The organism is Methylobacterium sp. WCS2018Hpa-22, from assembly GCF_031843785.1.
Lineage (GTDB): Bacteria > Pseudomonadota > Alphaproteobacteria > Rhizobiales > Beijerinckiaceae > Methylobacterium.
Map to the genome: position 1 here is coordinate 69,754 of NZ_JAVTJA010000015.1, position 19,707 is coordinate 89,460.

18 protein-coding genes are annotated in these 19,707 nt (G+C 66.9%); 7 read left to right on the plus strand and 11 right to left on the minus strand.

Annotation, left to right across the window (positions count from 1 at the left end):
- Positions 1–29: 29 nt before the first annotated feature.
- The 4 genes from RQI43_RS19390 (at position 30) to RQI43_RS19405 (ending at position 6,144) form a co-directional block, all read left to right on the plus strand.
- The gene (locus tag RQI43_RS19390) at positions 30–1,871 is read left to right on the plus strand and encodes an aminopeptidase P family protein (RefSeq protein WP_311276268.1); all 1,842 of its coding nucleotides are present in this window, start codon (positions 30–32) and stop codon (positions 1,869–1,871) included.
- 40 nt (positions 1,872–1,911) lie between these two features.
- Positions 1,912–3,186 carry an FAD-binding oxidoreductase gene (locus RQI43_RS19395; protein ID WP_056434423.1) on the plus strand — a complete coding sequence of 425 codons (1,275 nt, stop codon included), beginning with the start codon at positions 1,912–1,914 and terminating at the stop codon, positions 3,184–3,186.
- A gap of 142 nt (positions 3,187–3,328) precedes the next feature.
- Positions 3,329–5,506 carry a protein-disulfide reductase DsbD domain-containing protein gene (locus RQI43_RS19400; RefSeq protein ID WP_311276269.1) on the plus strand — a complete coding sequence of 726 codons (2,178 nt, stop codon included), beginning with the start codon at positions 3,329–3,331 and terminating at the stop codon, positions 5,504–5,506.
- A gap of 5 nt (positions 5,507–5,511) precedes the next feature.
- Positions 5,512–6,144 carry a redoxin domain-containing protein gene (locus tag RQI43_RS19405; RefSeq protein ID WP_311276270.1) on the plus strand — a complete coding sequence of 211 codons (633 nt, stop codon included), beginning with the start codon at positions 5,512–5,514 and terminating at the stop codon, positions 6,142–6,144.
- 13 nt (positions 6,145–6,157) lie between these two features.
- Here the strand turns inward: RQI43_RS19405 and RQI43_RS19410 are convergent, their stop codons facing one another.
- Entirely contained in the window at positions 6,158–7,327 is a 1,170-nt protein-coding gene (locus tag RQI43_RS19410; protein ID WP_311276271.1) for a hypothetical protein, read from the minus strand.
- Positions 7,328–7,500: 173 nt separating this feature from the next.
- Here RQI43_RS19410 and RQI43_RS19415 point away from each other — a divergent pair, with 173 nt between their 5' ends.
- Complete coding sequence (locus RQI43_RS19415) at positions 7,501–8,733, plus strand: MFS transporter (protein WP_311276272.1); 1,233 nt, start codon at positions 7,501–7,503, stop codon at positions 8,731–8,733.
- A gap of 155 nt (positions 8,734–8,888) precedes the next feature.
- Here RQI43_RS19415 and tolB read toward each other — a convergent pair whose 3' ends face one another.
- The 8 genes from tolB to ruvB all read right to left on the minus strand — a co-directional run bounded on the left by tolB (position 8,889) and on the right by ruvB (position 16,914).
- Positions 8,889–10,220, minus strand: a complete 1,332-nt coding sequence (gene tolB / locus RQI43_RS19420; protein ID WP_311276273.1) for a Tol-Pal system beta propeller repeat protein TolB — start codon at positions 10,218–10,220, stop codon at positions 8,889–8,891.
- Positions 10,221–10,437: 217 nt separating this feature from the next.
- Positions 10,438–11,862 carry a cell envelope integrity protein TolA gene (gene tolA / locus RQI43_RS19425; protein ID WP_311276274.1) on the minus strand — a complete coding sequence of 475 codons (1,425 nt, stop codon included), beginning with the start codon at positions 11,860–11,862 and terminating at the stop codon, positions 10,438–10,440.
- 15 nt (positions 11,863–11,877) lie between these two features.
- Entirely contained in the window at positions 11,878–12,321 is a 444-nt protein-coding gene (locus RQI43_RS19430; RefSeq protein WP_056434437.1) for a biopolymer transporter ExbD, read from the minus strand.
- A 30-nt stretch (positions 12,322–12,351) separates the two neighbouring features.
- Positions 12,352–13,068, minus strand: coding sequence for a protein TolQ (gene tolQ / locus RQI43_RS19435; protein ID WP_207412235.1), 717 nt, complete (start codon positions 13,066–13,068; stop codon positions 12,352–12,354).
- Between the two features lie 248 nt (positions 13,069–13,316).
- Entirely contained in the window at positions 13,317–13,730 is a 414-nt protein-coding gene (gene ybgC, locus RQI43_RS19440) for a tol-pal system-associated acyl-CoA thioesterase (RefSeq protein WP_311276275.1), read from the minus strand.
- Positions 13,727–14,701: a metallophosphoesterase gene (locus RQI43_RS19445; protein ID WP_311276276.1), complete on the minus strand. Its 975-nt coding sequence runs from the start codon at positions 14,699–14,701 to the stop codon at positions 13,727–13,729. Before RQI43_RS19445 ends, ybgC begins: the two co-directional genes overlap by 4 nt.
- Entirely contained in the window at positions 14,698–15,642 is a 945-nt protein-coding gene (locus RQI43_RS19450) for a metallophosphoesterase (protein WP_311276277.1), read from the minus strand. The genes RQI43_RS19445 and RQI43_RS19450 overlap by 4 nt, the downstream gene beginning before the upstream one ends.
- 183 nt (positions 15,643–15,825) lie before the next feature.
- Positions 15,826–16,914 (minus strand): Holliday junction branch migration DNA helicase RuvB, encoded by a 1,089-nt coding sequence (gene ruvB / locus RQI43_RS19455; RefSeq protein ID WP_018041980.1) that lies wholly within the window; start codon positions 16,912–16,914, stop codon positions 15,826–15,828.
- 43 nt (positions 16,915–16,957) lie between these two features.
- Here ruvB and RQI43_RS19460 point away from each other — a divergent pair, with 43 nt between their 5' ends.
- Positions 16,958–17,083 (plus strand): hypothetical protein, encoded by a 126-nt coding sequence (locus tag RQI43_RS19460; RefSeq protein ID WP_311276278.1) that lies wholly within the window; start codon positions 16,958–16,960, stop codon positions 17,081–17,083.
- 532 nt (positions 17,084–17,615) lie between these two features.
- On the plus strand, positions 17,616–18,473 hold the full coding sequence (locus tag RQI43_RS19465) for a manganese catalase family protein (protein ID WP_056434450.1): 858 nt from the start codon (positions 17,616–17,618) through the stop codon (positions 18,471–18,473).
- 99 nt (positions 18,474–18,572) lie between these two features.
- Here the strand turns inward: RQI43_RS19465 and bfr are convergent, their stop codons facing one another.
- Positions 18,573–19,070 (minus strand): bacterioferritin, encoded by a 498-nt coding sequence (gene bfr, locus RQI43_RS19470; RefSeq protein ID WP_056434452.1) that lies wholly within the window; start codon positions 19,068–19,070, stop codon positions 18,573–18,575.
- Positions 19,071–19,131: 61 nt separating this feature from the next.
- Entirely contained in the window at positions 19,132–19,413 is a 282-nt protein-coding gene (locus RQI43_RS19475) for a bacterioferritin-associated ferredoxin (protein ID WP_056434454.1), read from the minus strand.
- Positions 19,414–19,707 lie beyond the last annotated feature (294 nt).

Consider the following 19,707-nt stretch of genomic DNA (forward strand, 5'->3'; position numbering starts at 1 on the left):
TCGTCCGGCGGCGCGTAACTCTCGGCGCCATGAGCCGCGCCCGCTTCCAGACCTTCGACGATCCGAGCCACCGGGAGGGCGCGACGCGCATCGCCGCCCTGAGGGAGGCGATGCGGCGGGCGGGGATCGATGGGTTCGTGGTGCCCCGCGCCGACGAGCATCAGTCGGAATACGTGCCCACGAATGCCGAACGCCTCGCCTGGCTCACGGGCTTCACCGGCTCGGCCGGCACTGCCGTGATCCTTGCCGACGAAGCGGCCCTGGTGGTGGACGGGCGCTACACGCTGCAGGCCCCCGCCCAGGTGGACACCACGATCCTCACCCCGGTTCAGCTCGCCGAAACCAGTCTCGAAGCCTGGATCGGCCGGCATCTGAGGCAGGGTTCCGTACTTGGCTACGATCCATGGCTTCACACCGCCGAGGGCGTCGCCAAATTGGAGAAGGCGGCGACCAAGGCTGGGGCCCGCATCACGCCGGTCCCTGAGAACCTCGTCGATGCAGTCTGGACCGGCAGGCCGGCCTCTCCCGCGGGCGCGGTGGTGGCGCATCCCCTCGAACTCGCCGGGGAATCCGTCGAGGCCAAGCTGAGCCGCATCCGCGAGGCGTTGGGACGCGGCGGCTGCGACGCCCTGGTGATCTCCGATCCGCACAATCTCGCCTGGGCCTTCAACCTGCGCGGCGGCGACGTGGCACATACGCCCCTGGCGCTGGGCTATGCCGTCGTCCCCCGGACGGGACGCGCCGCCCTCTACCTGACCTCGTCCGCCATCGATCCCGACTTGCGGGACGCGCTCTCGTCCGCCGCGGACATCGCCGGGCGGGCGGATTTCGACGCCGCCCTCGCCGCTCTCGCTGCCGGAGAGTCCAGGATCAGGCTCGATTCCGCCACCGGCGCGTCGGCGCTGGCGACACTGGTGGAACAGGCCGGGGGCCGGGTCGATCCCGGCCCGGATCCGATCACGCTGATGAAGGCGGTAAAAAACGCGGGCGAGATCGCCGGATCGCGCGCGGCCCATCAACGCGACGGAATCGCAGTCACCCGCTTTCTCGCCTGGCTCTCGCGGCAGGCGCCGGGCGGCCGCCTCACCGAGATTGCCGCCGTGGAGGCTCTGGAGGATTTTCGCGGCGAGACCTGCCTGTTGCGGGACATCTCCTTCCCGACCATCTCGGGCAGCGGCCCGAACGGCGCCATCGTGCATTACCGCGTGACCCGCGACACAGACCGTACGGTCGGCGAGGGCGAACTGTTCCTCGTGGATTCGGGCGCGCAATATGCCGACGGCACCACCGACATCACCCGCACCGTCGCCATCGGGACACCGACGAAGGAGATGCGCGACCGCTTCACGCGCGTACTCAAGGGCCATGTCGCCATCGCGCGAGCAATGTTCCCGAAGGGCACCACGGGTGCGCAGATCGATTCCTTCGCCCGCGCGCCGCTCTGGGAGGCGGGGCTCGATTTCGATCACGGCACCGGCCACGGCGTCGGCGCGTTTCTCTCCGTCCATGAAGGCCCGCAGCGCATCGCCAAGACCGGCACCACCGCCCTTTCTCCCGGCATGATCCTCTCCAACGAGCCCGGCTACTACCGGGCCGGCGCCTACGGCATCCGCATCGAGAACCTCGTCCTCGTGGAAGAACGGGCGATCCCCGGCGGGGACCGGCCGATGCTCGGCTTCGAGACCCTGACGCTCGCCCCCTACGATGCCAGCCTCATCGACCTCTCGCTGCTGGACGAGGCCGAGATCGCCTGGATCGATTCGTATCACGCGCGGGTGCGGGACGCCCTGAACGCCGATCTCGACGACGAGACGCGGGTGTGGCTCGAAGCGGCGACGCGGCCTTTGCAGGCGAACGGGCGCCGCGCTTGATGACGAGGCTCATCGACATATCCGCACGGGAACAGAACCGATGACCGCCCAGACGGGTCTTCACGTGGTCGTCATCGGCTCAGGCGCGGTCGGGACGGTGAGCGCCATCGAATGCCTGCGGGCGGGCCACCGAGTCACCGTAGTCGATCCCGGTTCTCCTGGCGGCGAGCAGGCGTCGAGCTATGGCAATGCCGGCTGGCTCTCGTCGCATTCGGTCATCCCACCGGCCGAGCCCGGCATGTGGAAGCGGGTGCCGTCCTTCCTCCTCGATCCGCTCGGGCCGCTCTCGATCCGGTGGGCCTACCTGCCGAAGGTGATGCCCTGGCTCACGCGGTTTCTGCTCGCCGCCTCCACCACGCCCCGGATCGAGCGGACCGCACGCGCCCTGCGGACACTCCTCGTCGATGCGCCCAAGCTCCACGCGACGCTCGCCGAGGAGGCGGGGGTCCCGCAACTCGTCGAGCGGCGCGGCGTGCTGCATGTCTATCCCGACCGGGCGGCCTTCGAGCGCGAGGCGCGGTCCTGGGAGATCAGGCGCAGGGTCGGCGTCACGTGGCTCGAACTCTCGGCCGATGAGTTGCGGCAGAGGGAGCCGACCTTGCATCGGCGCTACACGTTCGGCCTCGTGGTCGAGGAGGCCGGCCATTGCCGCGATCCCGGCGGATACGTCGCCGCCCTGTCCGATCTGGCACAGGCGCGCGGGGCCGCCCGGATCGCCACCCGCGCGACCGGGTTCCGGCTTGAACGCGGGCGCCTCGCCGCCGTCACGACGGAACAGGGCGAGATACCCTGCGACCGCGCCGTCGTCGCGGCGGGCGCCCGGTCTAAGCCTCTCGCCGCGTCCCTCGGCGATCCGCTGCCATTGGAGAGCGAGCGCGGCTACCACGTCATGGTGACCGGTGCCGAGGCGGGGCCGCGCACGCCGGTCATGGCATCGGATGCCAAGATGATCGTGAACTTCATGAATGGCGGCCTGCGCGCGGCTGGTCAGGTGGAGTTCGCCGGGCTGGCGGCGGCCCCCAACTGGAAGCGCGCGGAGATCCTGCGCGACCACCTGATCTCGATGTTTCCCGAATTGCCGAACCCGATACCGGCCGACCGCCTGAAGGTCTGGCTCGGCCACCGCCCAAGTATGCCGGATGGGCGGCCCTGTATCGGCACGGCGCGCAAGACCACGGATGTCGTCTACGCCTTCGGCCATGGCCATGTGGGTCTTGTCGGTTCGGCGCGGACCGGACGCCTCGTTGCCCAGCTCGTCGGCGGCGCGACACCGGAAATCCCCCTCGCGCCCTTCGACCCCCGACGCTTCCTGTGAACCTCGCCGACTCACGTGAAGCGCACCATTGCGGCGATTCCGTCGCGGGCAATCGCGCGCCGCCGGTTTTACCCCGGCACCAAACGGCCATATCTAGGCGTCAGGGTGCCATGTTCGGTGCCCCCTCCGCCTCAAGGTTTCGATGATCCGGCTCCTCGCCCTCCTGCTCCTCGCGCTGATCGGTGCGGCTGGCGCCTCGGCGCAAGGCCTCAAGCCGCCGGCCGACCTCGTCAAGGCGAACCTCGTGGCCGAGCCGGGCGCGATCCGGGCCGGGGAACCCTTCACCATCGGTATCCGCATGGTGATGCGCCCGCACTGGCACGTCTACTGGCGCAATCCGGGCGATTCCGGTCTTTCGCCGGAAGTCGCCTGGTCGCTGCCGCAGGGCTTCACGGCGGGCGCGATCCAGTGGCCGACGCCGAGCCGCATTCCAGTGGCTCACCTGGTGAATTTCGGTTTCGAGGGTGAGACGGTGCTGCTGGCCGAGGTGACCCCGCCGGCGGTGCTGCCGCCCGGCAAGGCCGTGACACTCACGGCCAAGCTCACCTACCTCGTCTGCGAGCGCGAATGCATTCCGGGGTCCGCCGACCTGAAGCTGAGCGTCCCGGTGGCCGCTCCAGGAACCAGCACCGGCAGTTCGGCCACCAACATCCTGCTGTTCGAGGATGCCCGCGCGGCCCTCCCCGTTCCCTCGCCCTGGCCGGTGAAACTCACGAGCGAGGGCGACAGGCTGGTCCTCACAGCCGACGCGCCCGGCCTGAAACCCGACGCGATCCGCCAGCCGGCCTTCTTCCCCTATTCCGAGACGGCGATCGAGAACGCCGCTTCGCAGACCCTGACCATCGACGACAAGGGGTTCCGTTTGAGCCTTGCGCGGGCGACACCCGGCGAGCCCGCGCCGACGGAGCTTCCCGGCGTCTTCACCTTCGACGAGCAAACCGCCGATGGCACGGTCCAGCGCTCCTATGCCATCGGCGACGCGCCGGCGGCGTCTCCCGGTGGGGCAATTCCGGGGGAGACAGCGCCCACGGCGCGACAGGCGTCGCCCGAGGAAAGCCTGACCCTGTGGAGTGCGGCCGGCCTCGCCTTCCTCGGCGGGCTCCTCCTCAACCTGATGCCCTGCGTCTTTCCCGTGCTGTCGATCAAGGTGCTGAGCCTCGTCAAGCATTCGGGCGAGCCGGCCTCCCGCGTGCGCCTGCACGGTCTCGCCTATACCGCCGGCGTCCTCGCCGCCTTTCTCTCCCTGGCGGGGCTGCTCATCGCCCTCAAGGGCGCGGGCGCCGGGATCGGCTGGGGCTTCCAGCTGCAATCACCCCTCGTGGTGGCGGGCCTCGCCTACCTGCTCTTCGCGATGGGCCTCAGCCTCTCCGGTGTGGTCCATCTGGGCGGCGGAATCGCCGGGCTCGGCGATGGGCTGACCCGGCGGGCGGGGCTCGAAGGTTCGTTCTTCACCGGCATCCTGGCAACGGTGGTGGCCACCCCCTGCACTGCCCCCTTCATGGGCTCTGCGGTAGGGTTCGCACTCACGCAGGCACCGCTGGTGAGCCTCACGGTGTTTGCGAGCCTCGGCCTCGGCCTCGCTTTGCCCTTCCTCGTCCTCACCACATGGCCGGCGGCTGTACGGCGCCTTCCACGTCCGGGCGCCTGGATGGAGACGCTGAAAGGGGCGCTCGCCTTCCCGATCTACGCCACCGTGGCTTGGCTCGTCTGGGTGCTGTCCCAGCAGGTCGGTTCGGCCGGCCTTCTGGCCGCGCTGACCGGCCTCGTTCTCGTAGGCCTCGCTGCCTGGGCCTGGGAGCGGGCCCGCCACGCGGGCGGGATCGGCGCCGGGCTCGCCCGCCTGACCTCCGTTGCGGCCCTGGCGGCGACCCTCGCGCTGACCTTCGGCCTCGATCAGGACCGGGCCTCGGCGGATATGAGGAATGCGACGGCCGAGGGCATCACCCCGTTCACCCAGGCCCGCCTTGATTCCCTCGTGGCCGAAGGCAAGCCGGTCTTCGTCAACATGACGGCCGCCTGGTGCATCACCTGTCAGGTCAACGAACGCACGGCGCTCCGCACGCAGAGCGTGGAGGCCGCGTTCAAGGCGCGTGACGTGACCTATCTCAAGGGCGACTGGACCAACCAGAACCCCGAGATCACCGCCCTGTTGGAAAAGCATGGCCGCAGCGGCGTGCCGCTCTACCTGCTTTACACCGGGACGGGCGAGCCCATCGTGCTGCCGCAGATCCTGACATCGGGAATCGTCCTCGACGAACTCTCCAAGATCCCTGAGAATACCGCCAACCAGCGCGCCGCCCTGGAAACCACGAAAAGGTGAGAGCCATGGCCCTGCCCCGCCGGATGTTTCTCGGAGCCGCCATCGCCTCCGCGCTGGCCGGTCCACTGTGCATGCACGCAGCGATGGCGGCAGGCCCACAGGTGGGTAAACCCGCTCCCCTCTTCACCGGCACGGATGCCGATGGCCGGACCGTCCGGCTCGAGGATTACAAGGGCAAGACCGTCGTCCTCGAATGGACCAACCACGATTGCCCCTTCGTGATGAAGCATTACGGTGGCCAGGCGATGCAGGCCCTGCAGAAGAAGTGGACCGAGGCCGGGATCGTCTGGCTGTCGGTCATCTCGTCTGCTCCCGGCGAGCAGGGCGCGGTGGACGGGCAGGCAGCGAACCGTCTGACACAGACCCGCGGCGCCTCCCCCACCGCTGTCATTCTAGACCCAACCGGCACGATCGGTCGGGCTTACGCTGCCCGGACGACGCCGCACATGTTCATCGTCTCAGGAGACGGAACCCTGCTCTTCCAGGGCGGCATCGACGACAAGCCCTCCGCCAATCTCGACGATCTCAAGACCGCAAAGAACTACGTGGACCTTGCCCTCACCGAGATCGCCGCCGGCAAGCCGGTGAGCGTTAGGACTGCAAAGCCCTATGGCTGCACGGTGAAATACGCCTCGTAGGGACGCCGCCCCGTTACGAGAAATCTTCGGTGACGATCCGAGCCCAGGTCTCGCCGGCGATACCGCCGAGAAACACATTACCGCCGCGAAGTGTCGCCGCCAGCTCCGGATCGCGCGTCCAGGCGATCGTTCCCATGACGTGGTGATAAAGAAGGCCCTTCTGGCGGAAGAGCCCCTTCATCAGGTCGGGTGAGGTCGCCCCGCGCACGGCCACGGCCCCAAATTCAGCCGCATCGACGAACATCTGGCCGACGACGAGTTCCTCGCGGTTGGGCAGTGCCAAGATCTGGAGCGCATAGGCGACGCCGTCGCGGCGGGCGTAGAGGAGATACAACCCGATCCGGCGGCCGATCCGATCCACTACCTCGCGGATTTGGAGGGGGCCATACTTGGTCTGGAGACCGGCCTGTTCGACGAACCAGCCGAGTTCGGCCGGGTCCGGCTTGAGATCGTAGTGAGCGAGGAAGGGACGGGCGGCCTCCGCGAAATCGGCGGCGGCAATAGGGCGCGAGACGATACCGTCGGGGAGCGGGGAGCCGAAGGGCAGGAATCGCCAGAGCACGCTATCCGCCACGCGGGCGATCGGGATGATCCAGCGCGCGAGCCGGGGCAGGCGCTTACCCAGGAAATACGCCGCCGTCCCCGCGGGCCGGTGGATCTTCACCCATTCGAGGCTCTGCGCCGGCAGGATCACGAAGCGAGTGGCACGGGCGATATCGAGGGACGTGCGGTTGGCGGTGTCGGTGAAGAGGAGGTCGAAATCGCGGGCGGTGACGCCCCGGATGAGGCTGACGCCGATGCCGGGGTTGTTGTCGGGATCGGCGGCCATGTAGGCGCTGAGGATGCCGGCGCGCAGGGTCCGCTCCCCGACGACCATGGTCATGGAGATGACACCCATGAAACCGTTCACGGCCCCGTTTCTGTCCAGATGGACGATGGAACCGGTGCCCTCGGTATAGCCGGGCGAATCGAAATAGGTCGCTTCCAGGCAGGCCGCGAGCTTGGCCGCCTGATAAGTCTTACCGAGGCGGAACGTCTGCGAAAACAGGTGACAGACCTGCGGAATATCGCTCCTCTGGAACGCACGGATCGAGCCGCGTGAAGACGAAGCCACGATATTTTGAACGTCAGCCGGAAGCTGAGCTTGGCCTTCCGGGTTCAGCCCAAGGCTAGTTTGGTTCATGCTGGCACAACCCGATGACGCTCCGTCCCGACCAGCAATTATTCGGCCGATAGATTAGCAATTCGACAAGGCCGCACTTCGCATGCGGCATAGCTGCGGCATCACTGTCGCACCCTCGGCGTTGTAGAGACGATGCGGTGCGGCTCTCCCTTCACGCCCTTGGCCCATCGCTCATGACAGCATCCGCCGCGCCCCGCTGGTCGGTCTTCCGCAACGGCGATTTCCGGCTGTACGGAGCCGCACGGTTTCTCACCGGCCTCGCCTACCAGATGCAAGCCGTGGCGGTGGGATGGTTCGTCTACGACCTGACCCGTTCGGCTCTCGCCCTCGGCCTCGTTGGGCTCGCGAGCTTCCTTCCGGCGATGCTCTCCGCCCTGATCACCGGGCACGTGGCCGACACCTACGACCGGCGTCTGGTGACGGCGATCGCCTATGCGACCTTGGCCGCGGCCGATCTCGGCCTCGTCGCCATCGCCTTGTCCGGCACCGGTTCGATCTGGCCCATCTACGCCCTCGTCGTGGTCATCGGCACGTCGCGCGCCTTCGCCAACCCGGCGCTCCAGGCACTTCTTCCGACCTTGGTTCCGCGTCCCCTGTTCGGATCGGCCATCGCCTGGAACGCCTCGCTCTGGCAGAGCGCGTCGATCCTCGGCCCGGCCGCCGGTGGGTTTCTCTACATGCTGGGCCCTGCGGCGGTGTTCGGGGCGGCGGCGGCGAGCTTCGCCCTGGCGAGCGCCCTCGTGGTCGCGATCCGCTTTCGGCCCGCTGCCGTGACGGAGCGTCCACCCGTGACCTGGGCCACCCTCTCGGCTGGCCTGTCCTACATCCGCTCGCAGCCGGTGGTGCTCGGCGCGATCAGCCTCGATCTCGTGGCCGTGCTGCTGGGAGGAGCGACCGCCCTGCTGCCGATCTTCGCCGCCGAGATCCTTCATGTCGGCCCCCTTGGGCTCGGGGCGTTGCGAAGCATGCCGGCGGCCGGTGCGGTGGTCACCGCCATCCTCCTCGCCTATCGCCCCCTCGAACGCCATGCCGGTAAGCGGATGCTGCAGGCGGTGGCCGTCTTCGGCGTCGCCATCACGGCGTTCGGACTGTCCACATCCCTGCCGCTCTCGATGGCCTGCCTGTTCGTCACGGGGGCGGCCGACATGATCAGCGTCTACGTGCGGCAGACCTTCGTCCAGGGTGAGACGCCCGATTCCATGCGCGGACGGGTCTCGGCAGTGAACACGGTGTTCATCGGCGCCTCCAACGAACTCGGCGAGTTCGAATCCGGCACACTCGCCGCCCTCGTCGGCGCGGTACCGGCCGTGGTAGCGGGCGGGCTCGCGACGATCCTCGTGGCGGTGCTGTGGGGCCGCTTGTTCCCGGCGCTCAAGGCGCGGGACCGGCTATTGGCGGCGGAGTGATTTGGACGCCGTAGCCCCGGGGTACGCATCCCCACCACGTCCGTGGTGGCATTATCCCTTTCCCGTCACGCAAGGGCTCGGCAAGGGATAATGCCTTTCGACGGAAGCACTTGGCTTGGGGGAATGCCGGCGACAACGCCGTCAGCCGCTCCCCCCTACTTCCCCGCGAGCAGCGGCGACCAGGTCGGGTCGGAGGCGTAGGACGGCGTCGGGACCGGCTGCTCCACCTTGCCGGTGATGTCGACCATGTAGAGCTTGCCGCCACCCTGGCCGCCCGGATCGCGGAAAAACAGGAGGTACTGGCCGTTCGGCGCGAAGGTCGGCCCTTCGTTGTGGAAGCCTTCGGTGAGCACGCGCTCGCCGGAACCGTCCGGCTTCATCACGCAGATGGCGAAGCCACCCTTGCGCTGGCGGGTGAAGGCGATGAGGTCTCCCTTGGGCGACCAGGCCGGTTGCGAGGCCGAGCCCTCGCCGAAGGAGATACGGGTCGGGTTCGAGCCGTCGGCGCCCATCACGTAGATCTGCTGCGAGCCGCCGCGATCCGATTCGAAGACGATCTGCCGCCCATCCGGCGAATAGGTCGGCGAGGTGTCGATGGCGTTGCCGTTGGTGATCGGCGTTTGCGCCTTCGAGCCGAGATCCATCTTGACGATGTCGGCGTTGCCGCCCTGCTGTACGCTCATGACGAGGTGGTGACCGTCCGGCGCGAAGCGCGGGCTGGTGCTCATCGAATCCATCCGGCCGATGGCCTGGCGCGCGCCGGTCTCGAGGTTGATCACCTGAACACGCGGCTGCTGGCCGGTGGACTGGGTCATGAACGCGATGTCCTGCGTCGAGGGCGAGTAGCGCGGCGCCACCACGGCGGATTCGCCGTTGGTGAGGGCGCGGACATTGGCGCCGTCCTGGTCCATCACCATCAGGCGCTTGCGGCGGTTCTCCTTCGATCCGGATTCGTCGACGAAGGCGATGCGGCTGTCGAACCAGCCGCCGAGGCCGGTGATCTTGGTATAGACCACGTCGGAGATGAGATGGCCGGTGCGGCGCGCATTGGCGACATCCGCGCCGTATTGCTGGCCGGTGAGCTGCTGGCCCGAGGTCACGTCCCAGAGCCGGAATTCGACCTTGAGCTTGCCCGAAGGATCACGCCCGACCCGGCCGGTGATGAGAGCCTGGGCACCGGCGGCACGCCACTTGTCGAAGCCCGGCACTGCATCGAAGCCGGGATTCTCAGGGAACTTCCCCTTCTCCAGGGGCACGAAATAGCCGGACCGCCTCAGGTTGTTCGTGACCACGCTCGACACCAGCAGGCCAAGGCTCGGATCGCCGGAGAAATCGGCGACGGCGATGGGCATCGGCTGGAACGAGCCGCCGCCGATCCGCAGGTTCAGCTGCGCCTGTGCGGGCACGGCGAAGGCGAGCACGAGGGCCAGCACCGCGAGGAGCGACGCCAGGGGCGAGGCGAGCCGCCGGTGGAGAATGTCGGTCATGAAGAGATTCCGAAAACCTTGAACAGGGATTCTGGGAGCGTCGGTTCTTCCTATCCTCGACCTCACCCTAAGGTGTCCGCGTCAGCGGGCCTCGAAGGAGATTTCCAGACAGCACGAGGGCCCTGGATGCCTCCTTCGAGGCCGTCGCTCACGCTTCGGCACCTCAGGTTGAGGGAGAGGGATTGGACGAATCCGAAGGAAGGATCACCGACCTGTATCACACCCGCGAGAACTCGAATTCCGCGTTGATCGCCTTCCAGTCGTCATAATACGGCGCGAACTGGGGCGGGATCTTGTAGGGCGCACAGCGCTTCACGGCACGAAGCGCGGCCTCGGCGAGGGAGCGGTCCACGGCGTTGGCGCCGCCGCGCATGATCCGCGGCTCGGTGCTCAGCGAACCGTTGGCCGAGAGGCGGATGTCGAGCATCGGCAGCACCACGCCCTGCGAGGCGCCAGGGGGCGCCGAGTAGCAGCGCTCGATCTGCTGGGTCAGCATCCCGATCAGCGAATCGCGCATGGAGGGCGACAGACGCTGCGAGGTGCCACTGGCGGCTCCCAGCGAGGCCGTGCGCTGGACCTCGTGGCCGGTAGCGCCGGTGGATTGCGAGGGCGCCCGCGAGGCGAGCAGCTGCTTGATGTCGCCGGAATTGAACTTGTCGGCGAGCTCGGCCTGCTTTTTCGCCTTGGCCTCCGCATCGGCCTTGGCGCGGGCATCCGCCATGGCTTTCGCCTTGGCCTTGGCGGCGGCATCTGCCCTGGCCTTCGCTTCGGCCTGGGCCTTGGCATCCGCAGCGGCTTTGGCCTCCGCGACGGCCTGCTGACGTTCGGCCTCGGCCTTCGCCTTCGCTTCGGCCTTGGCTTCCGCCTCGGCTTCGGCCTTCTCCGCCTTGGCGAGCGCTTCGGCCTTGGCCTTCGCATCGGCCCGCGCCTTCGCCTCGGCCAGAGCTTTGGCTTCGGCCTGGGCCTTGGCTTCCGCCAGGGCCTTGGCTTTCTCGGCCTTGGCGGCTTCCGCTTTGGCGATGGCCTCGGCCTCCTGGCGCTCGATGAGCTCGGCGAGTTTCTCGCGCTTCTCGGCCTCGACCTTGGCGGCCTTCACTGCCTCGGCCTTGGCTTCAGCCTTGGCCGCTTCCGCCTTGGCAGCCTCGGCCTTGGCGGCGGCCTTAGCCTCAGCCTTAGCTTCCGCCGCAGCCTTGGCTTCTGCTGCTTTCGCGGCCTCGGCTTTGGCGGCTTCCTTGGCGAGCTTCGCCGCTTCGGCCTTGGCGGCGGCCTCTGCCGCTTCCTTCTCGGATTCGTGGTCGGGCATGCGCAGGGGCATCTCCTCGGCGCTGGCGACCTTCATGTCGGCCGGGCGTTTCGGCGGCGCGGGCGCATCGACCTTGGCATTCTCGGGCTCGCGCTCCTCGACCTTCTCCGCGACCTTGTCGGCGCGGGGCTTGGCGTCGGGCATCGGCTTGTCGGCGTTCTTCTCGCCCTTGGTCAGTTCCGAGAATTGCTGCTCGGTCATCACCTCCACCGGTACACCTTCCTGGGCGTCGGGCAGGGCGGGAGCGGCGACGGACATCAGCGCCACGGTGAGCACGGCGACATGCACGCCGCTCGACACCCAGACGCCCGGTTCCCGGAATTTGGAGGGAAGCTTCACGATCCGCCGCGCCCGTTACTTCTGGTCCGGCTCGGTGACGAGGGCGACCTTCTTGAAGCCGCCTCCGGTCACGATCGCCATCACCTGGGCCACGCGGCCATAATCCACCCGCTTGTCGCCGCGCACGAAGACCCGCTCCTCGAAGCCGGATTTTGAGGTCTCTACCAGCTTCGGCACGATGGTGTCGTCGGTGAGTTCGGCCTCGCCCATGAAGACCTGGCCGGTCTGGCGGATCGACAGGGTCACCGGCGTCGAATCAGAGTTGAGAGGGCTCGCCTTGGATTGCGGCAGGTCGAGGGGAACGCCCACCGTCATCATCGGCGCGGCCACCATGAAGACGATCAGCAGCACGAGCACGACGTCGATGAACGGCGTCATGTTGATCTCGTTGATGGCGCCGCCGCGGCGCGCACGACGCCGCCTGCTGCCACCCTGCGCCGCTCCGTGGGCCATGCCCATGATCGTGCCTCGCTCTGTTGTCGGTCTGGATCAGGCGGCGAGCGACAGGCGCTCGTCGATCTGACGCGAGAGGATGGCGGAGAACTCGTCGGCGAAGCCCTCGAGCCGCGACTGGGCCTTGGACACGTTCGACTGCAGCTTGTTGTAGGCGAGCACCGCGGGAATGGCGGCAAACAGGCCGATGGCGGTGGCGAACAGGGCCTCGGCGATACCGGGTGCGACCACGGCCAGGGACGTGTTCTTCGAAGCCGCGATGGCCGTGAAGGAGGTCATGATGCCCCAGACCGTGCCGAACAGCCCGACATAGGGACCGGCCGAACCGATGGAGGCGAGGAAGAGCAGGCGCGACTCAAGACGCTCGACCTCGCGCTGGATGGTGACGTCGAGCACTTTGTCGATGCGCTGGGACAGGCTCTGGATCTGCCGGCCGGAGCCCTCGAACGAGCGCTTCCATTCGCGCATGGCGGCCACGAACAGGGCGCCGAGATTGGTGGCGGGCCGGTCGTTGAACGAGCGGTAGAGTTCCTCCAGCGAACGGCCGGACCAGAACGCCTCCTCGAACGCGTCCATCTCGGTCTTGGTGCGGCGGAACAGCAGGGTCTTGTCAACGATGATGGCCCAGCACCAGACGGAGCAGCCGAGCAGGCCCACCATCACCAGCTTCACCACGAGATGGGCGTGCCAGAACAGGTTGAACAGGCTCATGTCCGGCGGCGGCAGCGCCTGCATGGCATCGGCGGGATTCATGCGTTCGTCCTCGTCCCGGGTCGACCGGGCGGTCGACTCCCGCGCTCCACCTGACCCGGGCGGTATGTTCCCCAGATCGCTGGTGAATCTGTCGAAAGTATGGGGTGCATCGCAAAATGCACGCCGCACCTTCCTCGTCCGTCAAGGTTAATGAACCATGAGGAAGTGTCGGATTCTCTCTCGCCGGACGTCTCGCTGTCCTGGGCACATCGCTTAACCGACGGAAAGCCAGGCCGGCCCGCGAGAGCCTAAAGCGACGGGCTCTCGAAACGCTGCGACATGGCCCGGCGGAGGCTGTCCGGAAGTCGAACGGCGCGGCCATCCCGCACCGCCGCCACGGTGACCTCGGCCTTCAGCAGGACCTCGTCGCCGCGCCGCACTTCCTGGATCATCGGCATCGAAGCGCCGCGCAGTTCGACGACGGTGGTCATGATGGCGAGCATGTCGTCCATCCGCGCCGGCTTCAGGAAGTCGAGCACCATGCGCCGGACGACGAAGATCAACCTGGCATCGCGCTGCAGATCGACCTGCTCCATGGCGAGGGCGCGAAGCAGCTCGGTGCGGCCGCGCTCCATGTAGCGCAAGTAATTGGCATGATAGACGAAACCGGAGAAATCGGTGTCCTCGTAATAGACGCGGATGTCGATGCGATGAGAGGTCATGCGATGGCTTCCGAGGATAGGTCGACCACGACGATCTCGGGGGGAACGCCGAAGCGAACCGGCGCGATGCTGTTGCCGAGGCCGCCGGAGACGACGAGATCCGCCTGCTCGCGGACATGGCCGTAGGCGTAACGGTTGGCGTAGCGCGACGGAACCACGGGAGAATAGCCGAACAACCGCACCTGCCCGCCATGGGTATGGCCGGACAGGGTCAGCGCCACATGAGCCGGCACTTGCGGGAAGATGTCCGGCTCATGCGCCAGCAGGATCGTCGGTGCGCCCTGCGGCACGGCGGCGAGCGTCTTGTCGAGATCGTCGACCCCGATACGGGCATGGCCGTGGCGCTTGGCGCCCGGAAGGAGGGCGAGCTGGTCGCCCAAACCCGCGAGCCAGAACCCGCGCCCGTCCTTTTCCAAGCGGATCGCCTCGTTGTCGAGGACGCGGATGCCCGTGCGCGTCAGGGCCTCACCGGCGATGGTCGGGCCGGCGCCACGTGCCTGTGCCGTACGATCCTCCCACCAATCGTGATTGCCGAGGATGGCGAAGGTGCCCAGCGGTGCCCTGAGGCGGCCGAGTTCGGGCGCCCATTCGGCGGCCTCGACGGTGCGAGTGACGAAGTTCTGCCCGGTGACGTAGTCGCCGAGGAGCACCGTCAGGTCGCCGCCGAGCGCATTGGCGGTCTCGACGATGCCGGCGATGCGGGCGGCACTCATCCACGGCTCGCAGGCATGGATGTCGGCCAGCGCCACGATGCGGAGCTTCAGCCCGGCGGGCCAGTGGCCCTTCGGCGTGATGGCGTAGCGCGTCACCGACAGGCGCATGGGCTCGATGCCGAAGCCGTAGGCCGCCGTCGCACTTCCTGCGAGGGCCATGCCGCCGAGGCCGGCGAAAACCGTCCGGCGCGTGATCCTCACCGCTTGTGTCCTAGAGGGCAGAGCCTCCTCGCCGATCCGATCGTCAACCGGGTTCATGCCATGGGCTCCGAGGACAGGTCGACCACCACGATCTCTGGCGGAACCCCGAAGCGCACCGGCAGCCCGCTCATACCTAGGCCACCGGAAACCACGAGGTCAGTCTGCTCGCGCACATGGCCATAGGCATAGCGACGCCCATAGCGGGAGGGAACGACAGGTGCGTAGCCAAGGAACCGGACCTGTCCGCCATGGGTATGGCCCGAGAGAGTGAGGGCCACATGGGCGGGCACCTGCGGGAAGATGTCCGGCTCGTGGGCGAGGAGGATGGAGGGCGCGCCGTCGGGGATGGCGGCGAGGGTGGCCGGCAGGTCGTCGCTGCCCTTCCGGGGGATACCGAAGCGCCACCATGTGCGCTCGAAGCTCAGTTGATCGCCGAGCCCGGCGAGCCAGACTTCGTGTCCCCTCACCCGAAGCGGCAACGCCTCGTTCTCGAGCACGCGTATGCCGGCGCGGGTCAGGGCCTCCCCGGCAAAGGTCGGGCCGTGCCCGCGCTCGCAGGCGGCGCGATCCGCCCACCAATCGTGATTGCCCAGGATGGCATAGGTGCCGAGGGGCGCCTTCAACGCCCCGAAGACGGGCGCCCAATCGGCGGAGTCCACGATCCCGGCGAGCCGGTCCATGCCACTCACGTAGTCGCCGAGCAGCACGATCACGTCACCGCCGAGGCCGTTGGCCGCCTCGACGATCCGCCGAATATGCGCGGGGGTCATGAACGGATCGCAGGCATGGACGTCGGAAACGGCCACGATCCGCAGGGTCAGGCCGGCCGGCCACGGCGCCATCGGGGTGATCCGGTAGTGCGTGATGGCGAGACGCATCGGCTCGACCCCGATCCCGTAGGCCGCCGTGCCGCTGCCCGCCAGCGCCATTGCCCCGAGGCCGAGCAAGACGGTGCGGCGGGTGATCCGGACCGGGGAGGATGCGGGGTCGGAGCTCATGGGGTGGAGGTCGCTTTTCGGCCGGTTCTATCGCAGAGGACTTGCTGTTCGGACCGACGTTAGCCCCCGTCTTCCCGCCCACGGGGAGAGGGGATGTGCACACATCGTCTCACTTCAAACACGCTGCCCATCCGTCATCGCACTGTCTTTGCAGGGAGCAGAACGCAGACGCCATTGGCTGCCTCAGCCATCGGGATCCTCCGACCCGAACAGCCCGAACTGCGAGGCCGGATCGCGCCGGGGCACGGCAAAACCCATATGCTTGTAGGCGTGCGGGGTCAGCATGCGCCCACGCGGGGTGCGCTGGACGAAGCCCTTCTGGATGAGGAAGGGTTCGATGATGTCTTCGATGGCGTCGCGCGGCTCGGAAAGCGCCGCCGCGATGGTCTCGATTCCCACCGGGCCGCCGCCGAAGGAGGTGGCGATCATGGTCAGGTATTTGCGGTCCATCACGTCGAGGCCGGCCGGGTCCACGTCGAGAAGCTGGAGCGCCCGGTCGGCGATGGCGCGCGTGACGGTGGGAGCGTCGGCCACGATGGCGAAGTCGCGCACCCGGCGCAGGAGGCGCCCGGCGATGCGCGGCGTGCCCCGCGCCCGTTTGGCGATCTCGTTAGCGCCCTCCGCCGACATGCCGATGCCGAGCACCCGCGCGCCGCGCGAGACGATGAGCTCGAGTTCGTCGACATCGTAGAATTCGAGGCGGATCGGGATGCCGAACCTGTCGCGAAGCGGCGTGGTGAGCAGGCCGGCGCGGGTAGTGGCGCCCACCAGCGTGAATTTCGGGAGTTCGATCTTCACCGAGCGGGCGGCCGGCCCCTCGCCGATGATGAGGTCGAGCTGGTAATCCTCCATCGCCGGATAGAGGATTTCCTCCACCGCCGGATTGAGGCGGTGGATCTCGTCGATGAAGAGGACGTCGCGTTCCTCGAGATTGGTGAGCTGCGCCGCGAGGTCTCCCGCCTTGGCGATGACCGGGCCGGAGGTGGAGCGGAAATTCACCCCGAGTTCGCGGGCTACGATCTGCGCCAGGGTGGTCTTGCCCAGGCCCGGCGGCCCCACGAACAGGACGTGATCGAGGGCCGAGCCGGTCTTTTTCGCGGATTCGATGAAAATCTGCATGTTTGCCCGCGCCGCGCGCTGCCCGATGAATTCGGGAAGGCTCAGCGGACGGATCGACTGCTCCACATCGTCCGGCCGCCGCTCCGGCGTAAGGAGCGATTCCGGCAGCGGATGAAGGGTGGGCGATTTCGGCGATCTAGGGAGCTTGCTCACACGGGCTCTCGGTCGGGGCCCGGCACAGGGCCTGCTCCGGTGGATGGGCGTTTCGCCCGATGTCGCACAACGCCGCCGCGCGCGCTACGTCGCCGGCCGGCGACAGGCGCCCGCCGCCACGAAGGCGGATGCGTGGCACGAGGGTCTCACGGTGACCCTGCGCACCTGAATGCGTGACGGATCGGCACCATCTCGCCTTCTTCCCGCAAGAACAAAGCAGAGTGGCCTCGGTCCAGCACGACCTCGCTCCAAGCGTCACGGATCAGCAACGCCTATGACGAGCCCGAACCGCGGGAGCGACTATCTTATGTAAACACAGCGCATGATCCAGGTTAACGCCGATTTTTGCTATGTCTTATGCCTGACACAACGACAATTTTCTGGAACTCTACGCTTCAGAGAGATTTATCAAGCCAGGACGATGGGCGATTGCGGCAAGACAACATGGTCTTGTCTATAACGACCATGGCAGTTCTGGAGATCGTGGCCGCACCGGCGATATCTCCGACACATCTGCTCGTGACTTGATGACCGGAGACCGTTGGCGCTCCGGGCAGCGTCGCGGCTGGCGGATTCACCTCTGGGCCAGGGCCGCCCGAACGACCTTACGGCCGCTTATAGGACTAACTTCTTAAATTAGCGATCCATCGGCGGTCAATCCGCCGATGGCCGCATCATCTCACTCGAAAGGGCCGACCAGCATGTTCTATCTCGACAAGCGTCTGCAATATCCCGTTCGGGTCGAGTCTCCCGATCCGGTCTATGCGCGGATGTTGCAGCAGGCCATCGGCGGGATCGAGGGTGAGATCCGCGTCTGTATGCAGTACTTCTTCCAGGGCTGGGGCGCACGCGGACCGACGACCAAGTATCGCGATATGCTCCTCAACACCGCGACGGAGGAGATCGGGCATATCGAAATGCTCGCCACCGCCGTCGCCCTCAACTTGGAGACAGCTCCGACCAAGCTGCAGGAAGCGGGCGTGAAGGATGCGGTAGTCGGCGCCGTGATGAACGGTGAGAACCCGCGTCACGTGGTGGAAGGCATGCTCCACCGCCACATCCTCTCTACCGGCATGGCCGCCTTCCCGGCCAATTGCGACGGCGTTCCCTTCGACATGTCCCACATCTACGCCAGCGGAAACCTCGCGGCGGACATGTATTGCAACGTCGCCGCCGAGACCACGGGACGAACCCTCGCCGTGCGCCTCATGACCGCGACAAACGATCCGGGCATGCGCGACATGTGGAGCTTCCTCATCGCGCGCGACACGATGCACCAGCAGCAATGGCTCGCCGTCATCGAGGATATGGGCGGCATGGAAGCGAACCTTCCGATCCCCAACAGCTTCCCGCAGAGCGAGGAGAGCCAGAAGCACAGCTACAGCTTCTTCGTCTCCACCGCCGACGATTCGCCTCTCCCCGAAGGACGCTGGACCAGCGGCCCGTCTCTCGACGGAAAGGGTACGTTCAACGTGGTCAAGAACGCCCCCATGGGCGAAGAGCCGGTTCTTGGTCCGGCACGCCCGGATAGTGGCGCCCAGACGCAGCAGATGTCCTGAATGCAAAAAAGGCCCGCCCCATTCCGGCGCGGGCCTTACCTTCATCGTCCGACGAAACCCCTCGGAATGCCGCCTGCATTCCGGGGTGTTGGTGTGATGTCAGTCCTTTTCGGGAGCGATCGCCTCGAGGCCACCGATATGCTTCTGGGCGTAGAGCGGCAGGCCGATCTGAGCGATCAGGGTCTGCTGGGTCTCGAGGAAATCGATATGGCCTTCCTCGTCGGCGGCCAGCTCCTCGAACAGGATCTTCGACACGCGGTCGTTGATCGAATCGCAATACTGCGCGGCTTCGAGATAAAGCGCGCGGGCCTCGGTCTCGGCCGCGAGATCGGAGGCAATGATCTCTTCGATATTTTGGCCGATCCGCAGCGGATCAAGCTCCTGCAGGTTCGGAAACCCATCGAGGAACAGGATCCGGTCGATGAACCGGTCGGCATGGTTCATCTCTTCGATCGATTCCTTGCGCCAGAACTTGGCGAGGTCGATGTAGCCCCAGTCGTTCAGCATCCGGAAATGGAGCCAGTACTGGCTCACGGCCGTCAGCTCGCTGCGGAGACCTCGATTGAGGTACTCGACGACCTTCACATCACCCTTCATAACACTCACTCCCGTTCAGCTTCTCGAGCATGAAGGGGAGCGTGGAGCCTCGCACAGGCCCTCAGGCGGCGATCCCCTCCTCCGCAGTTTGGAATTGAACCAAACTACAAGCGCTGGCGCAACCCGTTCCGCACGCATGGCCGGCTTCCGCCACGGCGTCTTGCAGAGCACCCTGCAGGGCCGCCTGCATGATCGAGCGGATCGTCCGGGCGCAGCGACCGCATTTCGGGCTGCAACCGAGACAGGCCTGGACCTGTGCCGGCGTGCGCGGACAATCAGGCCCATCCTTGAGGCAGGCGCGGACGGCGCCGTCGGACAACACGTTACAGGAACAGACGATCATGACAGCTCGCTGGACGGGATGAGAGGCTTCGATCGACCACGAAAGAATCGTGCGCGAGGCAGATTCCCCGTTTCGTGCATCGACTTGAGCGCCTCTTTAGAACTCTTAAAATCTATCGCATTCTCAATAACTTAACTGGCATGGGATTTTTGCGCAAGGCGCGCAGACCTGCCTGCGACGACAGGAGCCAGCCCCGTGGGCGTGCAACACCGTCTCTGGGGCGCAGTCTCTCGGGTCGAAGTCGGGTAGGTCACACAGCCGTGGCCATCGGTACCGCGACCGTCCTCGCGGCAG

Bases quoted from the DNA above. Each gene is read 5' to 3' on its own strand.
- RQI43_RS19430 (WP_056434437.1), bottom strand. From the start codon at position 12,321: ATGGGCATGGCCCACGGAGCGGCGCAGGGTGGCAGCAGGCGGCGTCGT.
- RQI43_RS19450 (WP_311276277.1), bottom strand. From the start codon at position 15,642: ATGAGCTCCGACCCCGCATCCTCCCCGGTCCGGATCACCCGCCGCACC.
- RQI43_RS19410 (WP_311276271.1), bottom strand. From the start codon at position 7,327: ATGAACCAAACTAGCCTTGGGCTGAACCCGGAAGGCCAAGCTCAGCTT.
- tolQ (WP_207412235.1), bottom strand. From the start codon at position 13,068: ATGAATCCCGCCGATGCCATGCAGGCGCTGCCGCCGCCGGACATGAGC.
- RQI43_RS19395 (WP_056434423.1), top strand. From the start codon at position 1,912: ATGACCGCCCAGACGGGTCTTCACGTGGTCGTCATCGGCTCAGGCGCG.
- RQI43_RS19405 (WP_311276270.1), top strand. From the start codon at position 5,512: ATGGCCCTGCCCCGCCGGATGTTTCTCGGAGCCGCCATCGCCTCCGCG.
- bfr (WP_056434452.1), bottom strand. From the start codon at position 19,070: ATGAAGGGTGATGTGAAGGTCGTCGAGTACCTCAATCGAGGTCTCCGC.
- tolB (WP_311276273.1), bottom strand. From the start codon at position 10,220: ATGACCGACATTCTCCACCGGCGGCTCGCCTCGCCCCTGGCGTCGCTC.
- RQI43_RS19390 (WP_311276268.1), top strand. From the start codon at position 30: ATGAGCCGCGCCCGCTTCCAGACCTTCGACGATCCGAGCCACCGGGAG.
- RQI43_RS19445 (WP_311276276.1), bottom strand. From the start codon at position 14,701: ATGAACCCGGTTGACGATCGGATCGGCGAGGAGGCTCTGCCCTCTAGG.
- ybgC (WP_311276275.1), bottom strand. From the start codon at position 13,730: ATGACCTCTCATCGCATCGACATCCGCGTCTATTACGAGGACACCGAT.
- RQI43_RS19415 (WP_311276272.1), top strand. From the start codon at position 7,501: ATGACAGCATCCGCCGCGCCCCGCTGGTCGGTCTTCCGCAACGGCGAT.
- RQI43_RS19475 (WP_056434454.1), bottom strand. From the start codon at position 19,413: ATGATCGTCTGTTCCTGTAACGTGTTGTCCGACGGCGCCGTCCGCGCC.
- RQI43_RS19465 (WP_056434450.1), top strand. From the start codon at position 17,616: ATGTTCTATCTCGACAAGCGTCTGCAATATCCCGTTCGGGTCGAGTCT.
- RQI43_RS19460 (WP_311276278.1), top strand. From the start codon at position 16,958: ATGGGCGTTTCGCCCGATGTCGCACAACGCCGCCGCGCGCGCTACGTC.
- RQI43_RS19400 (WP_311276269.1), top strand. From the start codon at position 3,329: ATGATCCGGCTCCTCGCCCTCCTGCTCCTCGCGCTGATCGGTGCGGCT.